This window comes from Psychrobacter glacincola (genome assembly GCF_904846215.1).
In the GTDB taxonomy this organism is placed as follows: Bacteria; Pseudomonadota; Gammaproteobacteria; order Pseudomonadales; family Moraxellaceae; genus Psychrobacter; species Psychrobacter glacincola.
In genome coordinates this window covers 149,441-173,379 of record NZ_CAJGZK010000005.1, presented here as the reverse complement: position 1 = coordinate 173,379, position 23,939 = coordinate 149,441, and the positions used below count along the sequence as shown (strand labels likewise).

The window sequence follows — 23,939 nt, the reverse complement described above, 5'->3', positions numbered from 1 at the left end:
CATTTAGCATTTAGCATTTAGCGAGACGTACTTGATTCTCATGTGTCACGGCTAATGCGCCTTGAATCTCATCTTCCATGTCTATGTTGAGTGCCAGTGTGTTTGCTGAAGCGTCGTCGGTCGTGGCAGGAGCAATCAAGGTAGTAATAAAATTAACAAGATTATTGGCATATAAGTCTGAAGACTGCGCCGCTAGCTGCGATGGAATGTTGGCTGCACCGACGATACGTACGCCATTAGCAGTCATAATGGTTTCATCAGGGACACTGCCCTCGACGTTACCGCCAGTACCAGCAGCCATATCGATTAATACTGAACCTGCTTTCATTTTGGCAAGGGTTGATTGGTGTACCAAACGCGGTGCGTTACGACCAGGAATCTGTGCAGTCGTAATGACGATGTCCGCATTACTCAAAGCTTTGTCAACGACAGCAGCTTGGTCTTTGATATATTGCTCAGATGGTGTCCACGCATAGCCGCCTGTAGATTTAGCTGTTTCAGCCTCCTCTGCACTCATCGGCACATCAAGCCATTTACCACCTAATGACTCTACTTGCTCGCGAGCTGTCGGACGCAAATCACTGGCTTCAACGACGGCGCCCAAACGCTTGGCTGTCGCAATAGCCTGCAAACCTGCAACACCGACGCCTAAGATAACCACTTTGGCAGGTTTAACTGTACCCGCTGAGGTCATAAACATCGGGAACGGACGCGAGTATTCATTGGCAGCAAGCAACACCGCTTTGTAGCCTGCAAGATTGGCTTGTGAGGACAAAACGTCCATATTCTGTGCGCGCGACAATGTGCGTGGTAATAGCTCCATGGCAAAGGCGGTAGCACCTTTGGCCGCATAAGTATCCAACTGAGTATTGCGATACGGGTCGAGCATGCCAATGACGATCTGACCAGACGATAAGCCATTAATAGCTTCAGTCGGTAAGTCATTGACGGTAGTAATAATCTGAGATTGGGTGACGACCTCGGTGCTGCTACTGGCAATGTCGGCACCTGCAGCCTGATACATCTCATCAGCGTAATACGCTGCTTGACCTGCACCTGACTGTATCACGACTTCAAACCCAAGTTTGCTTAATTTTTTTACCGCGTCTGGGGTTAGTGCTACTCGACTCTCGCTTTCGCTATATGCACTAATGACACCGATCTTCATACCGTCTCCTTACGTCTAATGACTACTCTTAATACCCTCAACGCACATTTAAAAAGCACAGGGGACAAAAAAACCTTTGGTCGCTGTTGGTTTAAAAATTAGGACCAAAGATTATCAATTTAATAAATGATAGCTGATTTGCCATCATGCCGTTTTATTATAGATATATCGTCTGCTAACTTTCATCGTTTAATGATGACCCGCAAGTAAAATAAAAGTTAGCTATTTATAATATGATTATAACTTTTATTGTTGTGTTAAAAAAATTTATTTTCCCCTGAAGCGCTTAAAGGCCTTTGGCCATTAGCTTACAAAGGTCATCACAGTTACTATAATATTTGACAGGTGTCCATGATGAGGCTTAAAAGTACAAAACAGCCACGAGTAAGTCAAGTTAAACCTGTAGGTATCGTATAATGAGAAAGCTTGACACGTTAATGGCGTGTTCGCCGACTCATTATAATAAGGAATAACCATGTATTTTTTACTCTCTCCTGCCAAATCTCTAAATGAGACAGACGCCATCCCTGTGAATCTTGGCAATTACTATAGTCAACCTGAGCTGATTGAACACTCACAGGCGCTGATGAAAATATTGAAGTCGAAAGAACCGATTGACTTACAAGAGCTGATGAGCATCTCTGATGATTTGTCGCAGCTGAATGCTAAACGTAATCAAGATTGGCACTGGAGTACAGAGCAGCCATTTACTGATGAGGCTTCTGGTAATGCGGCTAAGCCTGCTGGTTATTTGTTCGATGGCGATGTTTATACGGGTCTTGATATGTATCATATGGATAAAGATACGGCTATTTACGTCAATGAACATCTGGGTATCTTGTCCGGGCTTTATGGCGTGCTAAAACCGTTAGATTTAATCCAACCGTATCGCCTAGAGATGGGCACCAAGCTGAAAAATGCGCGCGGTGGTAATTTATACGAGTTTTGGGGCGAGGACGTCACTAAGATTATTAATAAGCGCACGGCTGATAGCGATGACAAGGTCTTGGTTAATTTAGCTTCTAATGAATATTTTAAAGCGATAAAGAAGAAGGCCTTGAATGCGGAGATTATCACGCCACGATTTGAAGATGAAAAAAATGGTCAATATAAAGTCATTAGCTTCTATGCCAAAAAAGCGCGCGGACTGATGGTGAAATATGCCGCTGATAATAAATTGACCAATGCTGAGCAATTAAAACAGTTTGATTTGGCGGGATATCATTATTGTGCGGATGCCTCTGATGATAAGACGTGGGTGTTTAGGCGTGATGCGGTGGCTTAGTAACGGCTATCTGGATTACTCCAAGCCTCTCTCTAAAAGAGGTATACTAAAAAAATAAGCAATTAGATTAAATCGATAACTATATAGGTATTCTATGACTATCTCGCCAGCAACCAATGTCGTTGATGCATACAAGCAATGTAATCCTGATTACGCTCTTCCTGCTAATGATAATCGTTATATAGATTTGTCAGAAGTAAGAGGAGAGAACATAAAGATTATTAGCACGATTCGTCGTAGTATTGAGCGCTCAGACGATAATACCTGTACTTATTTAATAAGTGGACACCGAGGATCAGGCAAGACAACTGAACTATTTAGACTTAAGCAAAGATTAGAACAAGACCAATATTTATGTGTTTATTTCGATGTAGGCGACGCTTTAGATTTGGCAGATATTAGCTATATTGATATTTTTCTAGCAATGGTTGATGCAACTAGCAAATCTTTGCAAGAAAGTAATATCAACATTGATAATGACGCTATAAAAGAAATCCATAACTGGGTCACTCAAGAAGCATATGCAGAATCGACTGTAGAGAAGCAAATAGACGGTAAAGCTAGTGCAGGTATAGAAGTTAATGTAGGCATACCTTCTATATTGAAGCTATTCGGTAATTTGACTGGAGACATTAAGCATAGTCAAAGCCAACGCCACATAATACGTGAAAATATTGAAAAGAAAGCATCAGACTTTATTAGAAAGATAAATCAATTCTTAATTAGTGTCCGTATTGCTATTCAGAAGAATAACTATAAAGACATAGTTATTATTGTCGATGGTCTCGAAAAAATGCACTATCGAACCTTTTCGTTAATGAATAATCAGTCAGATAGTCATACTCAGCTTTTTGTTCAACATGCTGAGCAATTGTTATCACTACAATCTCATGTGGTCTACACCACCCCAATAAGCTTGTTCTTTATTAGTAATCTGCAAAACGACTATGAAAACGTCTACATTTTACCAATGGTAAGGCTAAATAATGCTGGTAAATCTACTCTTAAAGATTTGGTACAAAAACGTGTTGATATAGAAGCGGTATTTTCTGACCCTACGCTTGTTGATATGTTGATTGAAAGTTCTGGTGGTGTAGTACGTGATTTGATGCGTCTTATTAGATTGTCTTGTGATACTGACGAAACTCAAGTATCTGCTAAAGAAGTAAAATATGCAGTCTCTAGATTGACTAGAGAATACGATAGATTGTTGAAACCAAGCGATATTCCCATTTTAGAAAGAGTCTATAGAACCGAGTTAGTTAATCCAGACGATGAGAGAACAAATCAATTACTGCTTAACCGAGTTATACTTGAATACGAGAACGGCAAACGTTCCGCCAAACTACACCCCGCTTGTTTAGAGATCGGATGGGTTATGGATGAGATAAACAATCTAACAGCGGCTAATACTTAGAACTTTAATAGTTCTGGCACGACTTAGTAGCGAATTTTACTTATGGATACTTTAGATTTTTCAATAAACAATCCTATTACTGAAGAACAAATAGAAGTTCTTCAACGTATTAGGCGCAATATAAGGCGTTCTGAAAACGAATATGCTTTGTATTTTGTCGAGTGCAATTTACCTAATTTACGCAGGCAGTTGATTGGTGAACTTGACAATATAGATAATCTAAACTTACTTACCCTTGATACTGCTGATTATCCGAAAAACGAAGGTATACATATAGATGAGTGGGTACATAAACAGAAAAATAAGTATCAAAACGCAAAGTCTAAACAACCATTAGATGCCATCAATATAATTGGTCTTGAACAACTATTACCTACAGGCTCTGATGAACAAATTATCAAAACCGTAAGCGAGTTAAACTGGCGTAGAAGCTATTTTCAAGCGCTTAAAGTTCCTATTATATTTTGGTTGCCAAGTTACGCATTAGAATTGCTTGCAACCCAAGCTAGTGATTTTTATGATTGGTATAGCGATATCTATCATTTCGATAGTAATTTAAATCAGAAAAAACTTGCTGCTTTCAATCAATATAACTCACTCAAGCACCCAGACTCTAAAATCCTTTCTCAGCATTATCAAACTTCTACAGAAAAAGAATCTCAATTGAAGTCCCTTAGAGCATTACTAGATGAAGCGACTACACTAAATGATCAAGCCTATATAAGAACTTTAATGGCAGACTTATTTTTTTCAATAGGACGTTTGGATGAAGCTTTAATGCACTGGAAAGATGCAATGCAAATTGTTATTAAAATGAATAATCAGGTAGCTGAACAAACTATTCTAAGTAATATTTCTCAAGTTTATCAAGCCCAAGGAAACTACGATAAAGCATTAGATTGTCTTATGGAAGCTCAAAGATTAGGAGAGAGCTTAAATTTTATAAGTGACAATGGAGCAATATCCAATAATATATCGTTAATTTATATAGCCCGTGGTGATTATAAGAAAGCACTAGAGGAACTAGAAAAATCTTTAAAAATTGATGCTAAAATCGACGATGATGTAGCTCTGAGTACACGTTATATTAATACAGGAGGTATATATTATAAAACTGGAGAGTATGACAAAGCTTTAGACTACATGAATAAAGCTTTAAAAATTAGCCAAGATACTGGAAACAAAGTAGGTATAAGTCATTCTTTCAATGGTATAGCCAGTGTGTATTATAATAAAGGCAATAAAGATTTAGCACTTAAACACTTAAAAAAAGCTTTAAAAATATGTGAAGAATTAGGCAATAAAGTTCTTTTAAGTACAGTATTATATAATATTTCATCTATCTATTTTGAGCAAGGAAACTTCGATATCGCTTTAAAGCACCTTAATGATTCATTATCCATTTCTAGAGATATAGGTGACATAGAAAATATAGATATTACATTGTCAACTATCGAATCTATTAGAAGAACAATACGTTAAAATTTATCAATTTAAAAAACCCCGATAAGCTCAGCCTATCGGGGTTTTATTTTAAAGAGTTATTTATGGATTGACTAAAGCAGTACGATTAGGCGGCCGAGTAAAGATTGTACATAAAGTACATCGAACGAGGTTAACAACGTCGTACAAGTTTAGTCGAGGCATAAATTACATCATGCCGCCCATTCCACCCATACCGCCCATTCCACCGCCCATGCCAGCCATACCGTCATCACCTTGTGGTAAATCAGTAATCATGACTTCAGTGGTTAGCATTAGACCGGCAACAGATGCCGCATTTTCTAGCGCTGAACGAGCCACTTTCGCTGGGTCAAGGATACCCATCTCTAGCATATCGCCATATTCGCCAGAAGCTGCGTTGTAACCGTAGTTACCAGTGCCGCTCTTCACTTCGTTAACCACAACTGACGCTTCTTCGCCTGAGTTGGTAACGATTTGACGTAATGGCGCTTCCATTGCACGACGTAAGATATTGATACCAGCGTTTTGGTCGTCGTTATCACCACGTAGTTCAGACAATGCATTCATTGCACGAACCAAGGCAACACCACCACCAGGTACAACGCCTTCTTCGACCGCTGCACGAGTCGCATGTAGCGCATCATCAACGCGATCTTTTTTCTCTTTCATTTCAGTTTCAGTCGCAGCGCCAACTTTGATAACGGCAACGCCGCCAGCCAGTTTCGCCATACGCTCTTGAAGCTTCTCTTTATCGTAATCAGACGTTGATTCTTCAACTTGACGTTTGATAGATTCAACACGATTTTCGATATCAGCAGAGTTACCAGCGCCATCAACGATAACGGTGTTTTCTTTACCGATAGTGACTTTTTTAGCCGTACCCAATTGCTCAAGGGTCGCAGTCTCAAGGCTCAGACCAATCTCTTCAGAGATAACGGTACCGCCAGTTAGCGTCGCGATATCTTCTAACATTGCTTTACGGCGATCGCCAAAACCTGGTGCTTTAACGGCACAAGTTTTTAAGCCACCACGCATGTTGTTCACAACTAAGGTAGCTAATGCTTCGTTTTCTACATCTTCAGCAATGATTAGCAACGGCTTGCTTTGCTGCATCACTTGCTCAAGTAATGGCACGATTTCACGGATATTGCTGATTTTTTTATCAACAAGCAAGATATACGGGTTTTCAAACTCAGCCGTTAAGCTGTCTTGCTTATTCACAAAGTATGGGCTGATATAACCACGGTCAAACTGCATACCTTCGACAACTTCTAGGGTATCTTCAAAGCTTGAACCTTCTTCAACAGTGATAACGCCTTGCTTACCGACTTTTTCCATCGCTTCAGCAATCAGCTCACCAATTTTGGTGTCTGAGTTAGCAGAGATAGAACCTACTTGGGCAATCGCTTTTGAATCATCAGCTGGCGTTGATAGCAAATGAATTTGCTCAACGGCTGCGCGAACCGCTTTATCGATACCGCGTTTTAGATCCATTGGGTTCATGCCAGCGGCAACTGATTTCATGCCTTCTTGCAAGATTGACTGAGCCAATACAGTAGCTGTAGTCGTACCATCACCAGCCACATCATTGGTGCGGCTAGCCACTTCACGGACTAATTGAGCGCCCATGTTTTCAAATTTATTTTCAAGCTCGATTTCTTTGGCAACCGAAACACCATCTTTAGTGATGGTAGGCGCGCCAAAAGATTTATCGATAACCACGTTACGCCCTTTAGGACCTAAGGTTACACGTACTGCATTTGCTAGGATGTTTACACCATCCATCATTTGTTTACGGGCATCAATGCCGAATTTTACGTCTTTTGCCATGTTAAATTACTCCACTATTATAAGTATGAGAATGCAGTTGAATTTTTCAATGATATTGTCAAAATATGCTGAGTATAAATATACTCAAAAAGGTCTAGCCTTCTAACACACCCAATACATCAGATTCTTTCATAATCAATAGTTCTTCGCCGTCAACTTTCACGGTTTGACCAGCATATTGACCGAACAAGACTTTGTCGCCAGCTTTTACATCTAACGCGCGAGTTTCACCGTTGTCACGAATCTGACCATTACCAGTTGCCAACACTTCACCTTGTGAAGGCTTTTCTTGCGCAGAACCAGGAAGCAAGATACCACCAGCCGTTTTTGTTTCTTCTTCTATGCGGCGGACAACAATACGATCATGTAAAGGACGAATATTCATCAATATGTCTCCAATAAGTTGGTTGTTTAAATGAAAAATTTATTTGGTTTGTTAGTCTCAATACTCTATCTTCAAAAGCCATCTTATAAAAACGCTTTTACTAAGATAAGCTTTGAGCTTGTTTCAAAAAGTGGGGGCATGGCAAGGTAGCTTCAAGTGTAAAGGCCAAAAATTTACAAGAATTTTGCTTTTTAAGCAGTATTTTCCATAAATCTATATTAAACAGTGTATAAGCTATAGGACTAAAGAAATTATCCTGACGCTATTACCAGTTTTACAGCAAGTTACTCAGTTTGATAAAGGAAGCTATGGCAGCAACATCTGCTACAAGAGGCAAACGATCATGCAATCCTCAGCTCTTGAAAATGTAACAACTTATGACCATTATAATGCTTGAGAAAACAATAATAGTTATGATCAATCCCACAGATAAAAAGTAAGGAATATTCATGAGTTTTTTATCAATGAAGCAAAAATCAGTCCGCATTGATTCTAATAATAAAACCCACAGTAACTCTAAATTTTTGACCGCCTTAACCACTGGCGCCAGTATTGCTACTATCGGAGCTTTGAGTATGACCGCCCCTACCCTTGCCAGCGCAAAAACCATTCAACCCTCAAGCGCTAGTTATAGCTTTACCGTTGAAGACAAATATAAAGGGACCGCTACCCGCACCTTGAATAAGTCAGGTAATACTTGGAAATATGACGTCAATGCACGAGTCGCTGGTGTTGCAAGTGCTAATCAGCACAGTACCTTTACTATCAAAGGTAACAATGTCAGTCCAACACAAGCCAGCACGACGTATAAGTTATTGGGTCTTGGGCGTACGCACAAATTAGACTTTGACCCAAGCAGCAAAAAAGTTGTGAGTAACTATAGAGGCAAATCGACCACCATGAATATGGCGCAGCAAGCCTTTGACGACTTAAGTCTTGAGGTGCAAATTCGCCAAGACTTATTAAATGGTAAATTTTCTGGCGATTACTACATGGCGAAGAAAGGTAAAATTGAGAAAACACCGTTTAAAAAATCTGGCAATACCAAAATCACCGTGCCAGCTGGTACGTTTGATACTGTACGTGTCGACCGTATCCATGACGACAACAGCCGCTCTACCAGTTTTTGGTTGGCCCCAAGCTTAGATTACTTACCGGTAAAAGTAAGCCAGATCAACGATGGTAAAAAGATGGATTTAGAATTGTCTAAAGTGAACTAATAACATAATTCTCAAGTTTAAGACATTAAAAAAGCGGCACGCTATTTGGCTTGCCGCTTTTTTAATGTCTTAAGCTTAATATCGTTTTTTGGTGTAATGGACATTTTTCAAGAACTATAGCAATCCATTGCTTAAGCAACTATGTAATGAGTTATGAGCGGGGTTGTTTAACCACATTATTCATCGAAGGCAGGCGCTTTAATAAAATAAACAGCCAAACGTTAATTGCAAATAGCAGGACGAAATCAATGAAATAGACGGCTATCTCTGCCCAGCTACTGCCATAAGCACGTGTGAATAATACGACCCCACTTGCGCCTAGATACACCAAGGTAAACATACTGTCTATTAATAGTGCGTAAGGCGAGCGCCCGCGCAGCATAGATGGCGTCAAGACAAATGCCGGTACCAACCATAGCGCTTGCCATGCGATACCGCCGATAATATCAGGGCGGCTAGGATTAAAAATGTTAATTAAAACAGGTAGCGCAAGCAATCTAAAGACCAGCCAAACAAGCCACGTGACCATTAAGCGCTGACGAACAGGCGTAATCGGTTTCAGCAGCTGAGTTGTTTGACTGCTTATTTGGGATGTTGGCTTATGACTGTCGTCATGAGAAGGGTTAGTAGCCATTAGAGATATGTATTTCCTAATTATTCATGCCAAACAGCAATAGATGAACGCATTAACGGCTCCAGTTGGCTTGCGCTAATGCAGATGCCGTAATCGCCAAACGACGCCCTTGAGCGATGCCAAGCTCGCGCTCATCAGCAGATACAGGTTGGTCATGGGATGCGCCGCTGACGTGGCTTACACCATAAGGCGTACCGCCACGCGTGGTTCTGTTGAGTGCAGGCTCAGCATAAGGCACGCCCACAATCATCATGCCATGATGCATAAGTGGCAGCATCATGGTCAGCAATGTCGTCTCTTGACCGCCATGCATAGAGCCAGTCGCCGTAAAGACAGCAGCTGGTTTGTTTTGTAGATTTCCCGCTAGCCAAAGTGTCACCGTATTGTCCCAAAAATACTTCATGGGTGCGGCCATATTACCAAAGTGCGTTGGACTACCAAGCGCAAGACCACTGCAGTCTTTTAAATCTTCCATGGTGCAATATAGGTCACCTTCATCAGGTATCGCAGGCTTACTCGATGTGGTCTCGGGCGCTACTGTCGGCACTGTGCGAATACGCGCTGTCATGCCCGCCTCTTCAATACCCTGAGCGATAGCATAGGCTAATGTCTTAGTCGTACCATAATTAGAATAATAGAGCACCAAAACATAAGGGGCGGTCTGACTCATTAGCAAAACTTCCTTATAAAATCGTTAGCAGTAATATAGATACTGCTCATTATGAATATAGATACTGCTCATTATGCCCGAGTCGTTCACTGACATGCAAACAAACCCTGTTACTTGGCAGCATACTTAACCTAGGGCGTGTCCTCAATTCATCTTGTAATGAATAATAGTGCACGCTAGGTAAAGCATAGACTTAAAATTACGAGCCAACTTCTCGTAGCGAGTCGCGATGCTACGGAAATGCTTGAGTCTCGCAAACATATTTTCTACTAAATGGCGTAACTTGTATAAATAACGATCAAATTCTGGATTAGGCTGTTTGGCATTTTTTCTTTTAGGGATGACAGGTACCATATCGTGGGTACGAGCTTTGTCTCTAATAACTTCTGAATCATAGCCTTTATCAGCAATAAAGTAGTCCGCTTGCCCTATGAGCTCAATCAATTCACCTGCAACTTGACTGTCGTGAACCTCACCTCCAGTGATTTTAAAATCGAGCGTATATCCATCGGCATCACAGGATAGGTGTATCTTTGTAGTTGCTCCACCACGGCTTTGTCCAATTGCTCGATCTTCACCAAGCCGAGCTCCACTTGCATGCTGGTGACAGCGTATATAACTTCCATCGACGAATACCCATTCTGTATCAATTTCTTTTCGTAAGCTAAAAAAAATTTCTCCCACAAACCCGTCTTTGACCAGCGATTAAAACGGTTATAAGCGGTTTTCCACGGGCATAATTCTTCAGGTACGTCACGCCATGGTGCGCCTGTACGGAGCTTCCAAAGAATGGCTTCCATCACGTCTCGGTTCTTATCTTTTTGATAGCAACCATGTTGTGCCATAGTCTCTTGTAGCTGCTCCCAGAGATTATCGGTTAATGCTTGTCTGGCCATTTTTTCTCAATACCTATCGATCGCTAAAATATAGGCATTATTTTAGCGAATATTATCCCTTTTTCCAATTAGGGACACGCCCTAGTAACCAAGCAAACCCACTAATCTTTGTCTTGCGTCTTGTATTCACTATTTTTAACCATCAGCAGTATCCTATTTAATTGTTCAATACAATCTAATGCATATTGACACACTTATTGGGCAGATTCAGACCGCCCATGTTTGTTACACTATTCGCACTCATTATCCCTGTTAGATGGTCATTATGGAAAACTTATTAAAAAAAATACCTTTTTTACACCAACGTTGGTTTCAGTTCTTACGTTTTTTGACGCGGCACTTTTTTGAGGATAACTGTCAGCAAAAAGCTGCCTCATTGACCTACACAACTTTGCTGTCAATCGTGCCTATCTTAACGGTACTGCTGATGATTCTGTCTTCAGTGCCAGCACTTGCTTCTGTCAGGGCGCAGATCTACGAAGTCATTTATAGCAACTTGCTGCCACAATCGAGCTTGCAAGTCAGTAAATACATCAATAATTTTGCTGAAAAATCATCAAATCTCACCATCATCGGGGCGATGGTGTTATTTTTTACCACCATCATGACCTTGACCACTATTGAGCGCGCTTTTAACCAAATATGGCGCGTAGAAAATCGTTCTGGCGGTATGAGAAGTATGCTGCGCTATTGGACCATCGTCACGTTGGGACCCTTGGTATTGGGTATTGCGTTTATCGCCTCAAGTGCCGTACAAAGTCTCAGCTTTTTAAATCGCCAAATTGGCGGTTATGGTATTGATTGGGCATTTTGGGTTCAAATAGTATCGATTGGGGTGACGACAGCTGGCTTCATTGGAATGTATTGGTTTATTCCAAAAGCGCGAGTACCAGCAAAAAACGCGGCGATTGCTGGTGTCTTTGTGGCGGTTGTCTTTGAGCTGATGAAGCATCTATTTGGTACAGTGATGGCAAACTTTACCAGTTATGAGGCGATTTATGGTGCGTTTGCGGCACTGCCGATTTTCTTATTATGGATATATCTGTCATGGAATCTGATTTTATTAGGGGTTGAGATCAGCTATACCCTAACGATATTTGAAACAGAAGAGGTCTATCCGCGTCATCCATTTTTAAGCTTACTTGACATGTTAAATCTGGTTTATACCTATCATTTAAAAGGCGAAGCGGTGAGCGAGCAAGCGCTACGCAATGTCCTGGGACGTAAAGAGCTGCCAAAATGGTATATCTATATCAACTACCTGCAAGACAGTAACTTGATCACCATGACAGAAGATGAGCATTATGTACTCAAAAGAGATTTGAGCAAAATGACCTTGTGGGATTTTTATCGCACGCTGCCTTATCCATTGCCCATCAAAGATGAGCTTGATGAGATGAGCCTAGAAGACCAGAAACCTTGGCTTAGCTTATTGGTTAATCGCTTTGAAAATACTGAAGCCTATGCCAAAGCACAATTGAATGTGCCGCTTAGTGCTATTTTTGCTCATAGTGAACCACGTAAGAAAACTTCTAATGATAAATCGACTCATCATAAAAACGAAAAGCTTCAAAAAGAGAAAAATGAATTTTTTAGAAAATCTAGCGCGGAGACTTCCAGTCGTTTATTACAAGAGCCTATAGATAATAACGATGATATACCGAAGTTTGAACCGGTCGCCTATGATAAGGATAGCGACTTAGAACGTGATGAGCATAATCGTGAAATCCTTATTCCACAAGACAGCATTGACGATAAAAATCAAATAAACGCTAATTTTTCTAATGCTAAACGCGATATTATTACAGAAGCCGATAACCCAAGGTCGATTTGACCGTTGCAATAATAAGAACATTCTGTAAAAAATAAGTTCCAGCTGGAGCTTATTTTTTTTATTCTACTTTTAATGGATTATTTACCGCCAATCAGGTAATTTGTTTTTGAAACCTTTTAACAGCGATTAGCACCATTCCATTTTACGGTACTAATCGCTGTTAAAAGACATACTAGGATCATTTTTGGAGCTGCTCACGTTGACTAAACATGCTAAAAGCAACTTATTTACCCGTCTATCAACGTCAAATATTAAAAAACTGCAGCAGTTTTTTCAGTTATGGTCGCTAAAAACGCTCACCAACTTACCTGATCGTCTAACGAATTTGTGGCAACAGCTGATTGGCTCTTACTGGTTTATACCGACTGCATGTGTGTTGGTAGGCATCTTGCTCGCTCCTATACTCGTGACGATCGATGAGCATTTTGATCGCGACACCGTCAGAGAGATTACTTTTGCTTTTACTGGCGATGATAATGCCGCGCGCGCTATTATGACCACCATTGCTGGTGCAGTACTTGGCGTGGCAGGCACGACTTTCTCGATTACCATTGCTGTGTTGTCGATGGCATCTTCGCAATTTGGACCCAGATTACTACGCAACTTTTTGACCGATACGCCCAATCAGTTTGTACTGGGCGCGTTTATCGGTACCTTTAGCTATAGCTTACTGGTGTTAAAAGCCATTCATAAATACGATGTTGGTTTTGGTGTGCCGCAATTATCGGTGACCTTTGCCATTATTATGGCGATTATTTGTGCCCTTTTACTGGTCTATTTTGTGCAGCATATGGTACATGCTATCCAGGCATCGCATGTGATCCAAGGTGCCAGCAATGAAGCGATTAAAAACATTCATTATTGGTATAAAGACCGCTGCGATATCGAGCACCAACGTAATATCGAGCATCATGATATTAAGCAGTTTCATCACTGGTCTGCGACGCCTATTTATCCACCGCACTCGGGCTATTTGCAACAGATTTATTTTGAATCACTCATTACTCTATCGCAAGATTACGGCGGTGTGGTACAAATAAATAGCAGTCTTGGTCACTTTGTCACCGACAAAAACGTGATTGGCTATTTTTATCAGCGTCCGGCAGACCATCCAATCAACTTACAAAAAACCAAAATGCCGCATTTGGCGCTCGTGCCGCGTTCGCCTGACGGACTGTTTTGGCAACGCTTTGCCGGCTGTATACGTGTTGAACAGCGCTTAACGCAATCTAATGATATTGCTTATAGCTTAGGACAAATGACTGAGATTGCCGTACGCGCATTGTCGCCAGGTATCAATGACCCAAAAACAGCGGTTAACTGTGTCCAATCGCTGACCAGCTGTCTGAGCATTATGATGCGCTGTCAGCCGCCGACGCCGTATCATTTTTATAAACCGGTGGATGAGACAGACACACCGGACACTGTCAGCCATCAACCATCAGCCATCCTTGCCATCGTTACTCGTATTCCTAAAATATCAGATTTTATTGATAGCTCACTTGGTGAGATACGGCGTTACGCGGCAGCAGATTTGATGGTATTAAAGGCGCTATGTCAGGCAATGATTGATCTCAATTATGCTAGGGTTAATGAGGCGCAGCAGCAAACGCTCATACATGAGATAAAATTGATTGAGCGTGCCGGTGCGGATAATTTAAACTACCATCAACTTGCTGATGATTTGACCGCAATGTGTCAACAAGCAGAAAAATTTATTATGAGTGAAAATGCCCAGCATCATTATTTCCATTATGTTAGTGACTTTGATGCCCATATTCGTCAGGCACTACAAGCCCAATCAAAGCACATTTGAGCATAGTTAATATTTTTTACTACCCACTTGAGACTTTTTTATGGACCCTACGAGCAGCCTGACCATACTCGAAATCAGCGCGATATTCTTATCCATCACCGCCCTATTAACTTACGTTAATCATCGATTTATTGGACTACCGACGACCATTGGTGTGATGGTTATTTCTATATTATTGTCTATCGGAGCGATATTTTTAGGATTTTTAGGATTTGATCAGCTCATTGATTACGAGGTCAGTTTATTAGGGCAGCTTGATTTTACTGAAGTCTTACTTGATGGCATGCTGTCTATGCTGTTATTTGCCGCCGCTTTGCACGTCAATATTGGCGATCTAAAACGTTATAAGTTACCTATCGGTATTCTAGCCTTTATCGGTACTTTAGTATCAGCGCTGCTGATTGCCATCGCTCTATATCTGATGTTGCCATTATTTGGTTTCGAGCTCTCTTTTTTATGGTGCTTATTGTTTGGTGCTTTGATATCTCCAACTGACCCTATTGCAGTGATGGGTATTTTAGCCTCTGCTGGCGCACCAAAAAGCATAGAGACGGTCATCGCGGGCGAATCACTATTTAACGATGGTATCGGCGTCGTCATCTTTGTGCTGCTGCTCGGTATTTTATCGAGCGGCGATATCCCAACCGCCAATTATGTGGCACATACTTTGGCAGTCGAAGCTGGTGGCGGTATTATTTTTGGCTTAGTACTTGGCGCAATTTTATATTACATGCTCAAGAGCATCGATAGTTATCAAGAAGAGGTTCTGTTAACACTTGCTGGTGTCATAGGCGGCTACGCGTTGGCCAGTCATTGGCATTTATCGGGACCGCTAGCAATGGTAATGATGGGGCTGATGCTGGGTAATCGCGGACGAGCACTAGCGATGAGTGATAAGACGCGCCATTATGTTGATTTGTTTTGGGAATTGATCGATGAGATTCTAAACGCGATTTTATTTGTATTAATCGGTCTTGAAGTGGTGATGATTGCTTATTCAGCCAATTTATTCATCGCTGGCGCTTTGACGATTGTGATTGCTTTACTTGCGCGATTTATTGTGGTCGGTATGACCACCAAAACCTTTCATCGACAGCTTGATTTGCCGGCAGGTGCTTGGAAAGTGCTGACATGGGGTGGACTACGAGGTGGTATTTCGGTCGCTTTAGTATTACAACTGCCAACAGGGTCAGAGCGCGATATCTTATTGGCGCTGACTTATGCGGTGGTTATATTCTCTATTTTGGTACAAGGTTTGAGCGTAGGCAAGGTCGCCAAAAGCATTCGTACTGAAGAGAAGAAAGCCGATATATAGTTAAAATATCTCAAAAACGCTACAGTGCTGCTGGTATGAATTTTTTGCAGCCTCTGTCTGCATAGGCACAGCAAGCAAGAAAAAGCAATATCAGCAGTACTTGATGTATCGATATTACTTTTCTCTGACTATATAAATCTTAGATTAGGGTGTTTATAAAAAAGCCAGTTTAAGATATTTATCTTAAGCTGGTTTTTTAAATTGTCATTTGAGCCTAAGGACACCTGATTAGATTAAGCCCTTTCGTTTCATATTACGATAAACCACAATCACAATGATAATATTCGACACCAATATGGCAAGTTTGAACCAATCAAACGGACTCGCAATCAAATAGTACAGTTCAATAGGAATAAATACTCCATAACCAAGCACCCCAAACCAGTAAGCCCATGTCTTATCTTGCCATAAGCCATACGCCTCAACAAAACGCAAACTGGCATAAGCAAAAATCAATAATAAGAATACAGGCCAGTTTTTGCTTGCCATCTGTGCGATACGTACCGCACTATCAACTTGCGGAGCCAATAACTGACCAAATATTTGTTGCCAAGAAGCCGTCGCCGTAATAAGCCAACGCTCAAGGTCGGTATGCCACGACCATAAAGCCACTGCGCCTAATAGCGCACCAATACCCTTGACGACTTCATAGATTGCTACTGCTTTGATAGATTCGCTTGACGTCGTGCGAGGCTCATTGTGTTGTGAGCCTGAAGACGGATGGTTAACTTTTGATGACTTGCCTTTTGACGAAGACTGGAGACTATCATCCTGCCTAGGCAAATTAGCCAAAGAAAGTCTCCACAACGCGACCTTGCAGTGTTTGATTAAAGAAGGGCGTGTTCTTACCGTTTGACAGCATGGATTCGCTAGTCACCTGCCATTCAAGATTGGGATCGACCAATACTGCGCCACCGATAGTCTCATATTGCTCGCTGATACCGGCAATTTTTGCAGGATTTAGACAGATTTTATCGACCAGCTGCTCAAGTGTTAATACGTTATCTTTTACCAGCTGACATGCCAGCGCCATAAAGGTATCAAAGTTTGAGATACCGGGCGTACTTTCCGCAAACGGGGCTTTTTTCGCGGTACTGTTTAATGGCTCATGATGACTACAAATTGCATCGATAGTGCCATCTTTTAGACCACGGCGAATCGCTTGCTGATCGGTATTACTACGCAGAGGCGGTAGAACATAAGCCTGAGCGTTAAAGCCTTCCAAATTATCATCGGTTAAATACAACTGATGCATTGCCACATCACAGGTCACTGGCAGACCTTTATCTTTCGCCCAGCGCATCAGCTCAATTGAAGATTTACAGGATAATTGGCTAAAGTGAGCGGCTATACCCGTTTCTTCCATCATAAGTAACTGCGTTGATAAGGCGACGGTTTCTGCAATCCAAGGAATACCTTGCAGACCATGATATGACGCGATATAGCCTTCATGCGCCACCCCATCACCAGATAGGCTTGGTTCATCAGGATAAAAGAATACTTTCATACCAAACGTCGCCGCATACTCGAGTGTACGTAAGAGCACTAAGTCGTTTTGAAAGGGTCTACGAGCATTGGAGACCGCAATACAGCCGCCTTTTTTGAGCCCTGCAATATTAGACGGGCGCTCACCCTCTAAGCCAGCAGTCAACGCGCCCAAAATATGCAAATAAATACCACCATCTTCAAGTGCACGCTCACGTAAACCTTTTAACAATGAACCGTTCTCTAAGATAGGATTGGTATCGGGCGGAATCACCACATGCAAAAAACCATTGGCACGGGCCGCACGCCCTTCTGACTCCAATGTACCATGCTGTTGTTGCCCTGGCTCCCGCAAGCGTGCGCACAAATCAACCAACGGCGGTAATATCCATGTCTCGCGCTCGCTTGTCAGCTTTGCTAACTGAGCAGTGGCAATTTGTGAGAGGGATTCTTTAAATACTTTTGGAAGTAAGTCGTGCATATGAACATCTGAATTCGTAATGTGAACCATGAGCGTTATTACCGTATCAATAAAATGGGATAAATAAATATAAGATAGCGCAGCAAAATATTATTTACTCGCGGCTTGGTGAGCGCGCTGACCTTCCATTGCCAATGACAGTACCGCCATACGAATGGCAATGCCGTTATTTACCTGTTTTAAAATCACAGATTGCGCACCGTCAGCGACACTCGAGGCAATCTCAACGCCACGGTTCATCGGTCCTGGGTGCATAACCAAGGCATCAGGCTTAGCCAATGCCACGCGCTCAGGGGTAATGCCATAGTGCTTATAGTATTCACTCGATGAGGCGAGGAGCGGTGAGCCGATACGCTCGTTTTGTATTCTTAATCCCATAATGACATCACAGTCGGTCACGCATTCATTCATGTTTTCATAAACCTGCACGCCAAAACGTTCAATCCCTTTTGGCAATAAGGTACGAGGCGCACAGACGCGAATGTCTTTTACGCCCAAGGTTTGTAGTGCGCTGATATCAGAGCGTGCTACCCGAGAGTGCTTGATATCACCAATGATTGCTATCGATAGCTCTTCAAAAGGACGTGGTGCCTCGCGATGAATAGTCAGCATATCAAGCATGCCTTGCGTCGGATGGGCGTGCCAACCATCACCACCATTGATAATAGCAATATCTGGTGTCACTTCGGTCGCCATAAAATGTGCCGCACCTGATGCTGAATGGCGTACCACAAAGATATCTGCCGTCATCGCTTGTAGATTCCATAACGTATCACGCAAGCTCTCTCCCTTCTTGGTGCTAGAGCGTTCGATATCGATATTCAGTACATTGGCACCTAGGCGTTTTTCTGCTACCTCAAAAGTGGTACGCGTGCGCGTCGATGGCTCAAAAAACAGATTCATCACCGTATAGCCTTCAAGCTCAGGACGGTTAATCAGCTGTCCCTTATCATCAAAAAAGGACTCAGCTTTGGTGATAATCGCCTGCAACTGTGCTTTATTAAGCCCCTCTACGCCCAAAAAATGACGAATGCTCCCATCATTATTGAGCTGCGGACGACTTAGCGACGCATCAAGTTTTTCATGAATGGTATTAGGATCAAATTTTGCATAGTCTGTCAGCAAGACGGTAGATATTGATTGGCTATCGATAGAATTTGACATAAGGACACGTCTTTATTAAGGGTTTATATGATTTGATAATACGTTTTCATTCATTTTTTTAATAATTTTGGCTCGATAATAAGGCAGACACGCATAGAGGCAAGGACATTTTGCTGCTTATTTGCTACAATTTACCGCAGTGATATAAGCAATGCTAAAATAGATGAGGTTCTCATTTTAGAGAATAGCCGCACACCATTTAGCAGCCGTATCAAAAAATAGCTTTTTCAACCATAAATAAATAATAATAGTGTTAGTGTAGCTGATTTCGTGGTCAGGACAAAGACGCCTTAGCCAGTATTTAAAAATATCTCTCACATAGATATAGTTGATCCACTTTTAAAAGAATACAGCGTTACTGGGATTCATTGTTTGCAGCCTCTGTCTGCGTAGGCACAGCAAGCAAGAAAAATGAATTTCAATAGCGCGTTATAATATTGTGTTTCTTTTATGTAGAACAGACTATACAACGTAACAAAATATTAAACGCTCATTCTCTTTTATTTGCAATACTCTTTATCAGACTCATTTATCAGGAAGCCCTATGACAACCTTAGCACACTACCTAAACACTCATGGCAAAAGCACTGCTCTCAATGATGTTATTACTACGATTACTGACGTCGGTAAAACCATCTCACAGCTGCTCAGAAAAGGCGCTTTGGCAGATATCCTTGGTGAAGCAGGTAATCAAAACGTGCAAGGTGAAGACCAGAAGAAGTTAGATGTATTGGCGAATGATTTATTGTTAGATGCCTTGGCACAAAACCGCCATTGTGCAGGTGTTGCTTCAGAAGAGCTTGACGACGCCACTCCTGCCAATATTGATGGCAGTTTATTGGTATTGTTTGACCCGCTCGATGGCTCGTCAAATATCGACATCAATATGGCGGTCGGCACCATATTCTCGATTTTACCGTACCAGCGTCAAGGTCAAGTGAGTGAAAATAGCGACTTTTTACAAGCGGGTAATCAGCAGCTAGCAGCCGGTTACTTACTCTATGGCACCTCTACCGTTCTCGCGCTGACCATCACTGATAATGTGGTTATGTTTAGTCTAGACCCAGATACCAATGACTATGTGCTTATAGAAGAAAATGTACAAATCGATGCCGATACCAGCGAATATGCTATCAATGCCTCAAACTACCGCTATTGGCGCGCGCCAATGCAACAGTATATCGATGAGCTTATCGCTGGCAAGACAGGCGTACGTGGTCGCGATTTTAATACGCGCTGGGTTGCCGCCATGGTGGGCGATGTCCATCGTATTCTATGCCGCGGTGGTTTATTTACTTATCCATTCGATACCAAATATGCCAATAAAGCAGGCAAATTACGTCTCATGTATGAAGCCAATCCCATGAGTTTACTCATTGAGCGTGCTAGTGGCGGTGCAACGGACGCGGTCAATCGTATTTTAGATATAGAGCCGACCGATATTCATCAACGCGTGCCTGTAGTGCTTGGTAGCAAGAATGAAGTCGAGTATATTAAAAATTTGCATTTAAACCATACTGATAAATAATACATATAGTCAAAATAAAACGCTACGGTGCTGCGGGTATAAATTTTTTGCAGCCTCTGTCTGCGTAGGCGCAGCAAGCAAGAAAAATTGATGCCAGCAGTACATAATGTGTCGATATTACTTTTTATTGACTATACAAGCACATTTTGACAGCGCCTATAAAGCCATATCAATAATCATTTTATAGCCGATGTCTATATTTTATACTTTTTCTCTAAGCGATCTATTATGGTAGCAAATCCCACCGAGCTGATTACCTCAGATAAGAATACAACGGTCAAGCTAGTAAAGGCGTTGTTGACGCAAGCTCGCCAACGTAAAAAACAAGGTCAAACTGTGATTGAGGGTATTCATCTTATTGATGCTGCCCTTCGTAGTGACTACCCGTTTGTGCAAATATTGCTAGCTGAATCAGCGCATCATCATCCTGAGGTGCAGCAAGTCCTTACTCGTCTGCCAACTTATACGCCTATTTTAACCTTGTCAGATGCGCTTTATGAAAGTATGCGCAGCTTAGGCACTGGCATTGATATCATGGCTGTGATCAAGATACCAACACCTAGCTTATCCATGATTAATGATGACTGCTTGATTCTCAATGACGTTCAAGACAGTGGTAATGTCGGCACTATACTCCGTACCGCAGCAGCTGTCGGTATTCATAACATACTCTGTACCAGTGCCACCGCTCAAGCGTGGTCACCGAAGACATTACGAGCAGGCATGGGCGCGCAGTTTGCGCTAACGATTTATGAAGGTTTAAGCGTACAAGATATTTTAGACTTTGTACAAACGCCTTTATTTGCCACTAGCTCGCATACCGATACCGTCATTTATCAACATGACTTAAAAAAACCGATCGCTTGGATTATGGGACATGAAGGTCAAGGCGTTTGTGACGAGCTGATGCAGTGCGCAACCCCTATCGCCCTACCGCAGCCTAATGGACAAGAAAGCCTCAATGTCGCCATTGCAGGCTCATTATGCTTATATGAAACGCTGCGTCAAAGGAAATACTGTTAACTATAATTTTGATTATATGAAGAAATATTGACTAAAAAATAGTTGAATAACTGCACATAGTTATCCAGCTATTTTTTTGGTTTTCCGAGCAATATTCTATCCCTTTTACTGATAAGACCGTACGTTGATACTGCTTTTAATGCGAATACAAACTAGCCTATATAAGGATTAGTACGTAACCACTTAGTAGCCAAGTACTTTGTACCTTTTATCACTGGCATACCAGCGTGCAAACTTAAAGATTCAACACTACCATCAAACTTAGTGTTAGCAAAATATAAAGCCATGCCCTTTTTAGGTCGCACTTCAAGATTTACTTTAGGAAAACTGGTGCCACCCCCAGCTTCTACATCAGATAGGTACATCAGTAGAGTACCTACTCGTTGCCCTCCTTTACCCACATTTCTTTGAAAATTTTCGTTCTTAGGGTCAAAAAAATCATAATGTGGACGATATTCAGCACCTTTCCCATACTGTAAAACTTGCAAACCTTCACCGCGAATGGCTGGCCAATGTAATAAAGCCTCGATTCTATTCTCAATTATCGTTATCAAAGGAGTAGCGCTGCGTTGAAAGCCGAAGCTTAGACTGGTTCTTGCATTATGCGCGGCAAAAGTGCCATCAGTAGGACTGACGACTCTGGATTCCTTCATTTTACCTTCAGTGCTTTTTATAAGTTGGTCACATTCTTGATGACTCAAAAAACTCTCTATAACAGCCACAAAAGGGGGATGAAAAGTTGATGCCAACTTGACCGTCTTGTCTGGCAATTCTATCGAATTGTGAGTCATGTCTATGTAGGGAATATTGATAACATCAGACTGTTGTGACATTAACTCGTAAGCAGCACTGTAAAATCCTCTTTCAAAGAGAGTACTGATAATCTTATTATGGGGTACGCCGCGCTCGATGTTTTCTGTAATCCACTGTTGCCAGGTGGGTTCTAACTGTAAAATTGCGTTCATATTTACTCCCCTAGATTCAAATAAGAAGTGCAACGTTTTAAAAGAATGAGTTGAAGAGTAAGATGTGCCGTGTTGCATTTCAAACTTCAACTCCTACATATCAGAACGTTATGAGACACTATACACATCTTACCCAAGAGCAAAGATATCAAATATCAGCGCTATTGCAAGCTAAAAAAGGCATGAGTGAAATAGCTAGAATTATCGGCTGTCATAAATCAACGGTGAGTCGAGAGATAAGGCGAAACCTAGGACAAAGGGGTTATCGCCCCAAACAAGCCCATCGTTTGGCAAACGCGCGCAAAGTTGTAAATAGCGCACAAATCAGCCGCTTTGGCTGGTGTTATATTGAGCATCTACTCAGCAAGCACTACTCACCTGAACAAATCACAGGGCGACTGAGGATGCTGGGTTGGGAAGAGGTCCCAAGCCATGAATCGATATACCAACGCATCTATACTGACAAAAAGGCAGGGGGTGATCTACACAACGCCCTCAGATGTCAAAAGCGCTATAGGAAACGCCGTCTGCAAGGCAATGATAGGCGTGGAAAGATAGCGAACCGCTGTGATATCAATGACCGTCCTAGTATCATTGATACGCGCATTCGTATGGGCGATTACGAAGGAGATACGGTGGTTGGTCATGGACATCAAGGTGTTCTGGTTACTTTAGTAGATAGAACGACTCGAGAGACTAAGATCAAAGCGCTACCCAATCGTAAGGCAAAAGCTGTCACACAAGCTTGTATTGGCATGCTAAAAGGTGAGCAGGCGTTAAGCATCACCTTTGACAACGGTAAAGAGTTTGCTGACCATGAAACGATGGCAACCGCGTTGAAGGCTGATATTTACTTTGCTCAGCCTTATCATTCTTGGGAGCGTGGAACGAATGAGAATACCAATGGTTTAATTCGTCAGTTTCTACCTAAGTCGATGCGTCTAGATAACCTATGCAGGCACTTAGTTCAGTCGATTGAAGATAGTTTAAATAATCGACCTAGAAAGGTGCTAGGGTTTAGAACACCGCTTGAGGTAAAATCTAGCTTCGGGTGCGTTGCACTTCGATGTTGAATCCAAGTCCTTGTAATCTTATCCCTGAAAGTTTTAGACAAATCGTAGTATCGCACATTCGTTTGTTTAACTAAACCAATCTCCCACTAGAGCGTGCCCTCATGTTAAAAATGCTGATAAAAATGAGGTAAATGATAGCCAAACAAGGAAAATAGTGCAGATAATATCGAGATATTGGCTATAGTCAGTGAAAAGTAATATCGATACATCAAATACTGCTAATATAAATTTCTCTTGCTTGCTGTGCCTGCGCAGAAAGAGGCTACAAAAAATTGATATCAGCAAT

At 41.7% G+C, this 23,939-nt stretch carries 20 protein-coding genes; 10 read left to right on the top strand and 10 right to left on the bottom strand.

Annotation, left to right across the window (positions count from 1 at the left end; genetic code table 11):
- Positions 1 to 10: 10 nt before the first annotated feature.
- Complete coding sequence (locus JMW90_RS04905) at positions 11 to 1,168, bottom strand: Re/Si-specific NAD(P)(+) transhydrogenase subunit alpha (protein ID WP_201561945.1); 1,158 nt, start codon at positions 1,166 to 1,168, stop codon at positions 11 to 13.
- A 475-nt stretch (positions 1,169 to 1,643) separates the two neighbouring features.
- On the opposite strand from JMW90_RS04905, the gene yaaA reads away from it, so the two are divergent.
- From yaaA to JMW90_RS04890, 3 genes are all read left to right on the top strand, one after another.
- On the top strand, positions 1,644 to 2,453 hold the full coding sequence (gene yaaA / locus JMW90_RS04900; RefSeq protein WP_201561944.1) for a peroxide stress protein YaaA: 810 nt from the start codon (positions 1,644 to 1,646) through the stop codon (positions 2,451 to 2,453).
- A 94-nt stretch (positions 2,454 to 2,547) separates the two neighbouring features.
- Positions 2,548 to 3,870 (top strand): hypothetical protein, encoded by a 1,323-nt coding sequence (locus tag JMW90_RS04895; protein WP_201561943.1) that lies wholly within the window; start codon positions 2,548 to 2,550, stop codon positions 3,868 to 3,870.
- Between the two features lie 42 nt (positions 3,871 to 3,912).
- Entirely contained in the window at positions 3,913 to 5,352 is a 1,440-nt protein-coding gene (locus JMW90_RS04890; protein WP_201561942.1) for a tetratricopeptide repeat protein, read from the top strand.
- Positions 5,353 to 5,520: 168 nt separating this feature from the next.
- On the opposite strand, the gene groL is transcribed toward JMW90_RS04890, so the two are convergent.
- A complete protein-coding gene (gene groL, locus JMW90_RS04885; protein WP_201561941.1) occupies positions 5,521 to 7,164 on the bottom strand; it encodes a chaperonin GroEL in 1,644 nt (547 codons plus the stop codon).
- Between the two features lie 94 nt (positions 7,165 to 7,258).
- A complete protein-coding gene (locus tag JMW90_RS04880) occupies positions 7,259 to 7,552 on the bottom strand; it encodes a co-chaperone GroES (protein WP_025652227.1) in 294 nt (97 codons plus the stop codon).
- Positions 7,553 to 7,998: 446 nt separating this feature from the next.
- Between JMW90_RS04880 and JMW90_RS04875 the strand changes: the two genes are divergently transcribed.
- Positions 7,999 to 8,769, top strand: a complete 771-nt coding sequence (locus JMW90_RS04875) for a DUF3108 domain-containing protein (protein ID WP_201561940.1) — start codon at positions 7,999 to 8,001, stop codon at positions 8,767 to 8,769.
- A gap of 151 nt (positions 8,770 to 8,920) precedes the next feature.
- On the opposite strand, the gene JMW90_RS04870 is transcribed toward JMW90_RS04875, so the two are convergent.
- From JMW90_RS04870 to JMW90_RS04860, 3 genes are all read right to left on the bottom strand, one after another.
- Complete coding sequence (locus tag JMW90_RS04870; protein WP_201561939.1) at positions 8,921 to 9,403, bottom strand: hypothetical protein; 483 nt, start codon at positions 9,401 to 9,403, stop codon at positions 8,921 to 8,923.
- A 52-nt stretch (positions 9,404 to 9,455) separates the two neighbouring features.
- On the bottom strand, positions 9,456 to 10,073 hold the full coding sequence (gene wrbA, locus JMW90_RS04865) for an NAD(P)H:quinone oxidoreductase (RefSeq protein ID WP_201561938.1): 618 nt from the start codon (positions 10,071 to 10,073) through the stop codon (positions 9,456 to 9,458).
- Positions 10,074 to 10,217: 144 nt separating this feature from the next.
- A protein-coding gene (locus JMW90_RS04860; RefSeq protein WP_201561937.1) for an IS5 family transposase occupies positions 10,218 to 10,969 on the bottom strand; the annotation gives its coding sequence in 2 pieces (ribosomal slippage) (positions 10,218 to 10,762 and positions 10,762 to 10,969; 753 coding nt in all).
- A gap of 265 nt (positions 10,970 to 11,234) precedes the next feature.
- Between JMW90_RS04860 and JMW90_RS04855 the strand changes: the two genes are divergently transcribed.
- The 3 genes from JMW90_RS04855 (at position 11,235) to JMW90_RS04845 (ending at position 15,934) form a co-directional block, all read left to right on the top strand.
- Positions 11,235 to 12,803, top strand: coding sequence for a YihY family inner membrane protein (locus JMW90_RS04855; RefSeq protein WP_201561936.1), 1,569 nt, complete (start codon positions 11,235 to 11,237; stop codon positions 12,801 to 12,803).
- Between the two features lie 199 nt (positions 12,804 to 13,002).
- The gene (locus JMW90_RS04850) at positions 13,003 to 14,619 is read left to right on the top strand and encodes a DUF2254 domain-containing protein (RefSeq protein ID WP_227691859.1); all 1,617 of its coding nucleotides are present in this window, start codon (positions 13,003 to 13,005) and stop codon (positions 14,617 to 14,619) included.
- A 40-nt stretch (positions 14,620 to 14,659) separates the two neighbouring features.
- On the top strand, positions 14,660 to 15,934 hold the full coding sequence (locus tag JMW90_RS04845) for a cation:proton antiporter (protein ID WP_201561934.1): 1,275 nt from the start codon (positions 14,660 to 14,662) through the stop codon (positions 15,932 to 15,934).
- A gap of 228 nt (positions 15,935 to 16,162) precedes the next feature.
- On the opposite strand, the gene JMW90_RS04840 is transcribed toward JMW90_RS04845, so the two are convergent.
- From JMW90_RS04840 to JMW90_RS04830, 3 genes are all read right to left on the bottom strand, one after another.
- Positions 16,163 to 16,726, bottom strand: coding sequence for a DUF2127 domain-containing protein (locus JMW90_RS04840; RefSeq protein WP_201561933.1), 564 nt, complete (start codon positions 16,724 to 16,726; stop codon positions 16,163 to 16,165).
- Positions 16,719 to 17,900 carry a dihydroorotase gene (locus tag JMW90_RS04835; protein ID WP_201561932.1) on the bottom strand — a complete coding sequence of 394 codons (1,182 nt, stop codon included), beginning with the start codon at positions 17,898 to 17,900 and terminating at the stop codon, positions 16,719 to 16,721. Before JMW90_RS04835 ends, JMW90_RS04840 begins: the two co-directional genes overlap by 8 nt.
- Positions 17,901 to 17,990: 90 nt before the next feature.
- Positions 17,991 to 19,064, bottom strand: coding sequence for an aspartate carbamoyltransferase catalytic subunit (locus tag JMW90_RS04830; protein ID WP_201561931.1), 1,074 nt, complete (start codon positions 19,062 to 19,064; stop codon positions 17,991 to 17,993).
- A 544-nt stretch (positions 19,065 to 19,608) separates the two neighbouring features.
- Here JMW90_RS04830 and JMW90_RS04825 point away from each other — a divergent pair.
- Together JMW90_RS04825 and JMW90_RS04820 are read left to right on the top strand one after the other, a co-directional pair.
- Positions 19,609 to 20,592: a class 1 fructose-bisphosphatase gene (locus tag JMW90_RS04825; RefSeq protein WP_201561930.1), complete on the top strand. Its 984-nt coding sequence runs from the start codon at positions 19,609 to 19,611 to the stop codon at positions 20,590 to 20,592.
- A gap of 228 nt (positions 20,593 to 20,820) precedes the next feature.
- Positions 20,821 to 21,615 (top strand): TrmH family RNA methyltransferase, encoded by a 795-nt coding sequence (locus JMW90_RS04820; RefSeq protein WP_201561929.1) that lies wholly within the window; start codon positions 20,821 to 20,823, stop codon positions 21,613 to 21,615.
- Positions 21,616 to 21,767: 152 nt separating this feature from the next.
- Here the strand turns inward: JMW90_RS04820 and JMW90_RS04815 are convergent, their stop codons facing one another.
- On the bottom strand, positions 21,768 to 22,580 hold the full coding sequence (locus JMW90_RS04815; RefSeq protein ID WP_201561928.1) for a 2OG-Fe(II) oxygenase: 813 nt from the start codon (positions 22,578 to 22,580) through the stop codon (positions 21,768 to 21,770).
- Between the two features lie 110 nt (positions 22,581 to 22,690).
- Here JMW90_RS04815 and JMW90_RS04810 point away from each other — a divergent pair, with 110 nt between their 5' ends.
- Entirely contained in the window at positions 22,691 to 23,653 is a 963-nt protein-coding gene (locus JMW90_RS04810) for an IS30 family transposase (protein ID WP_201561927.1), read from the top strand.
- The last annotated feature ends 286 nt before the right edge of the window (positions 23,654 to 23,939 follow it).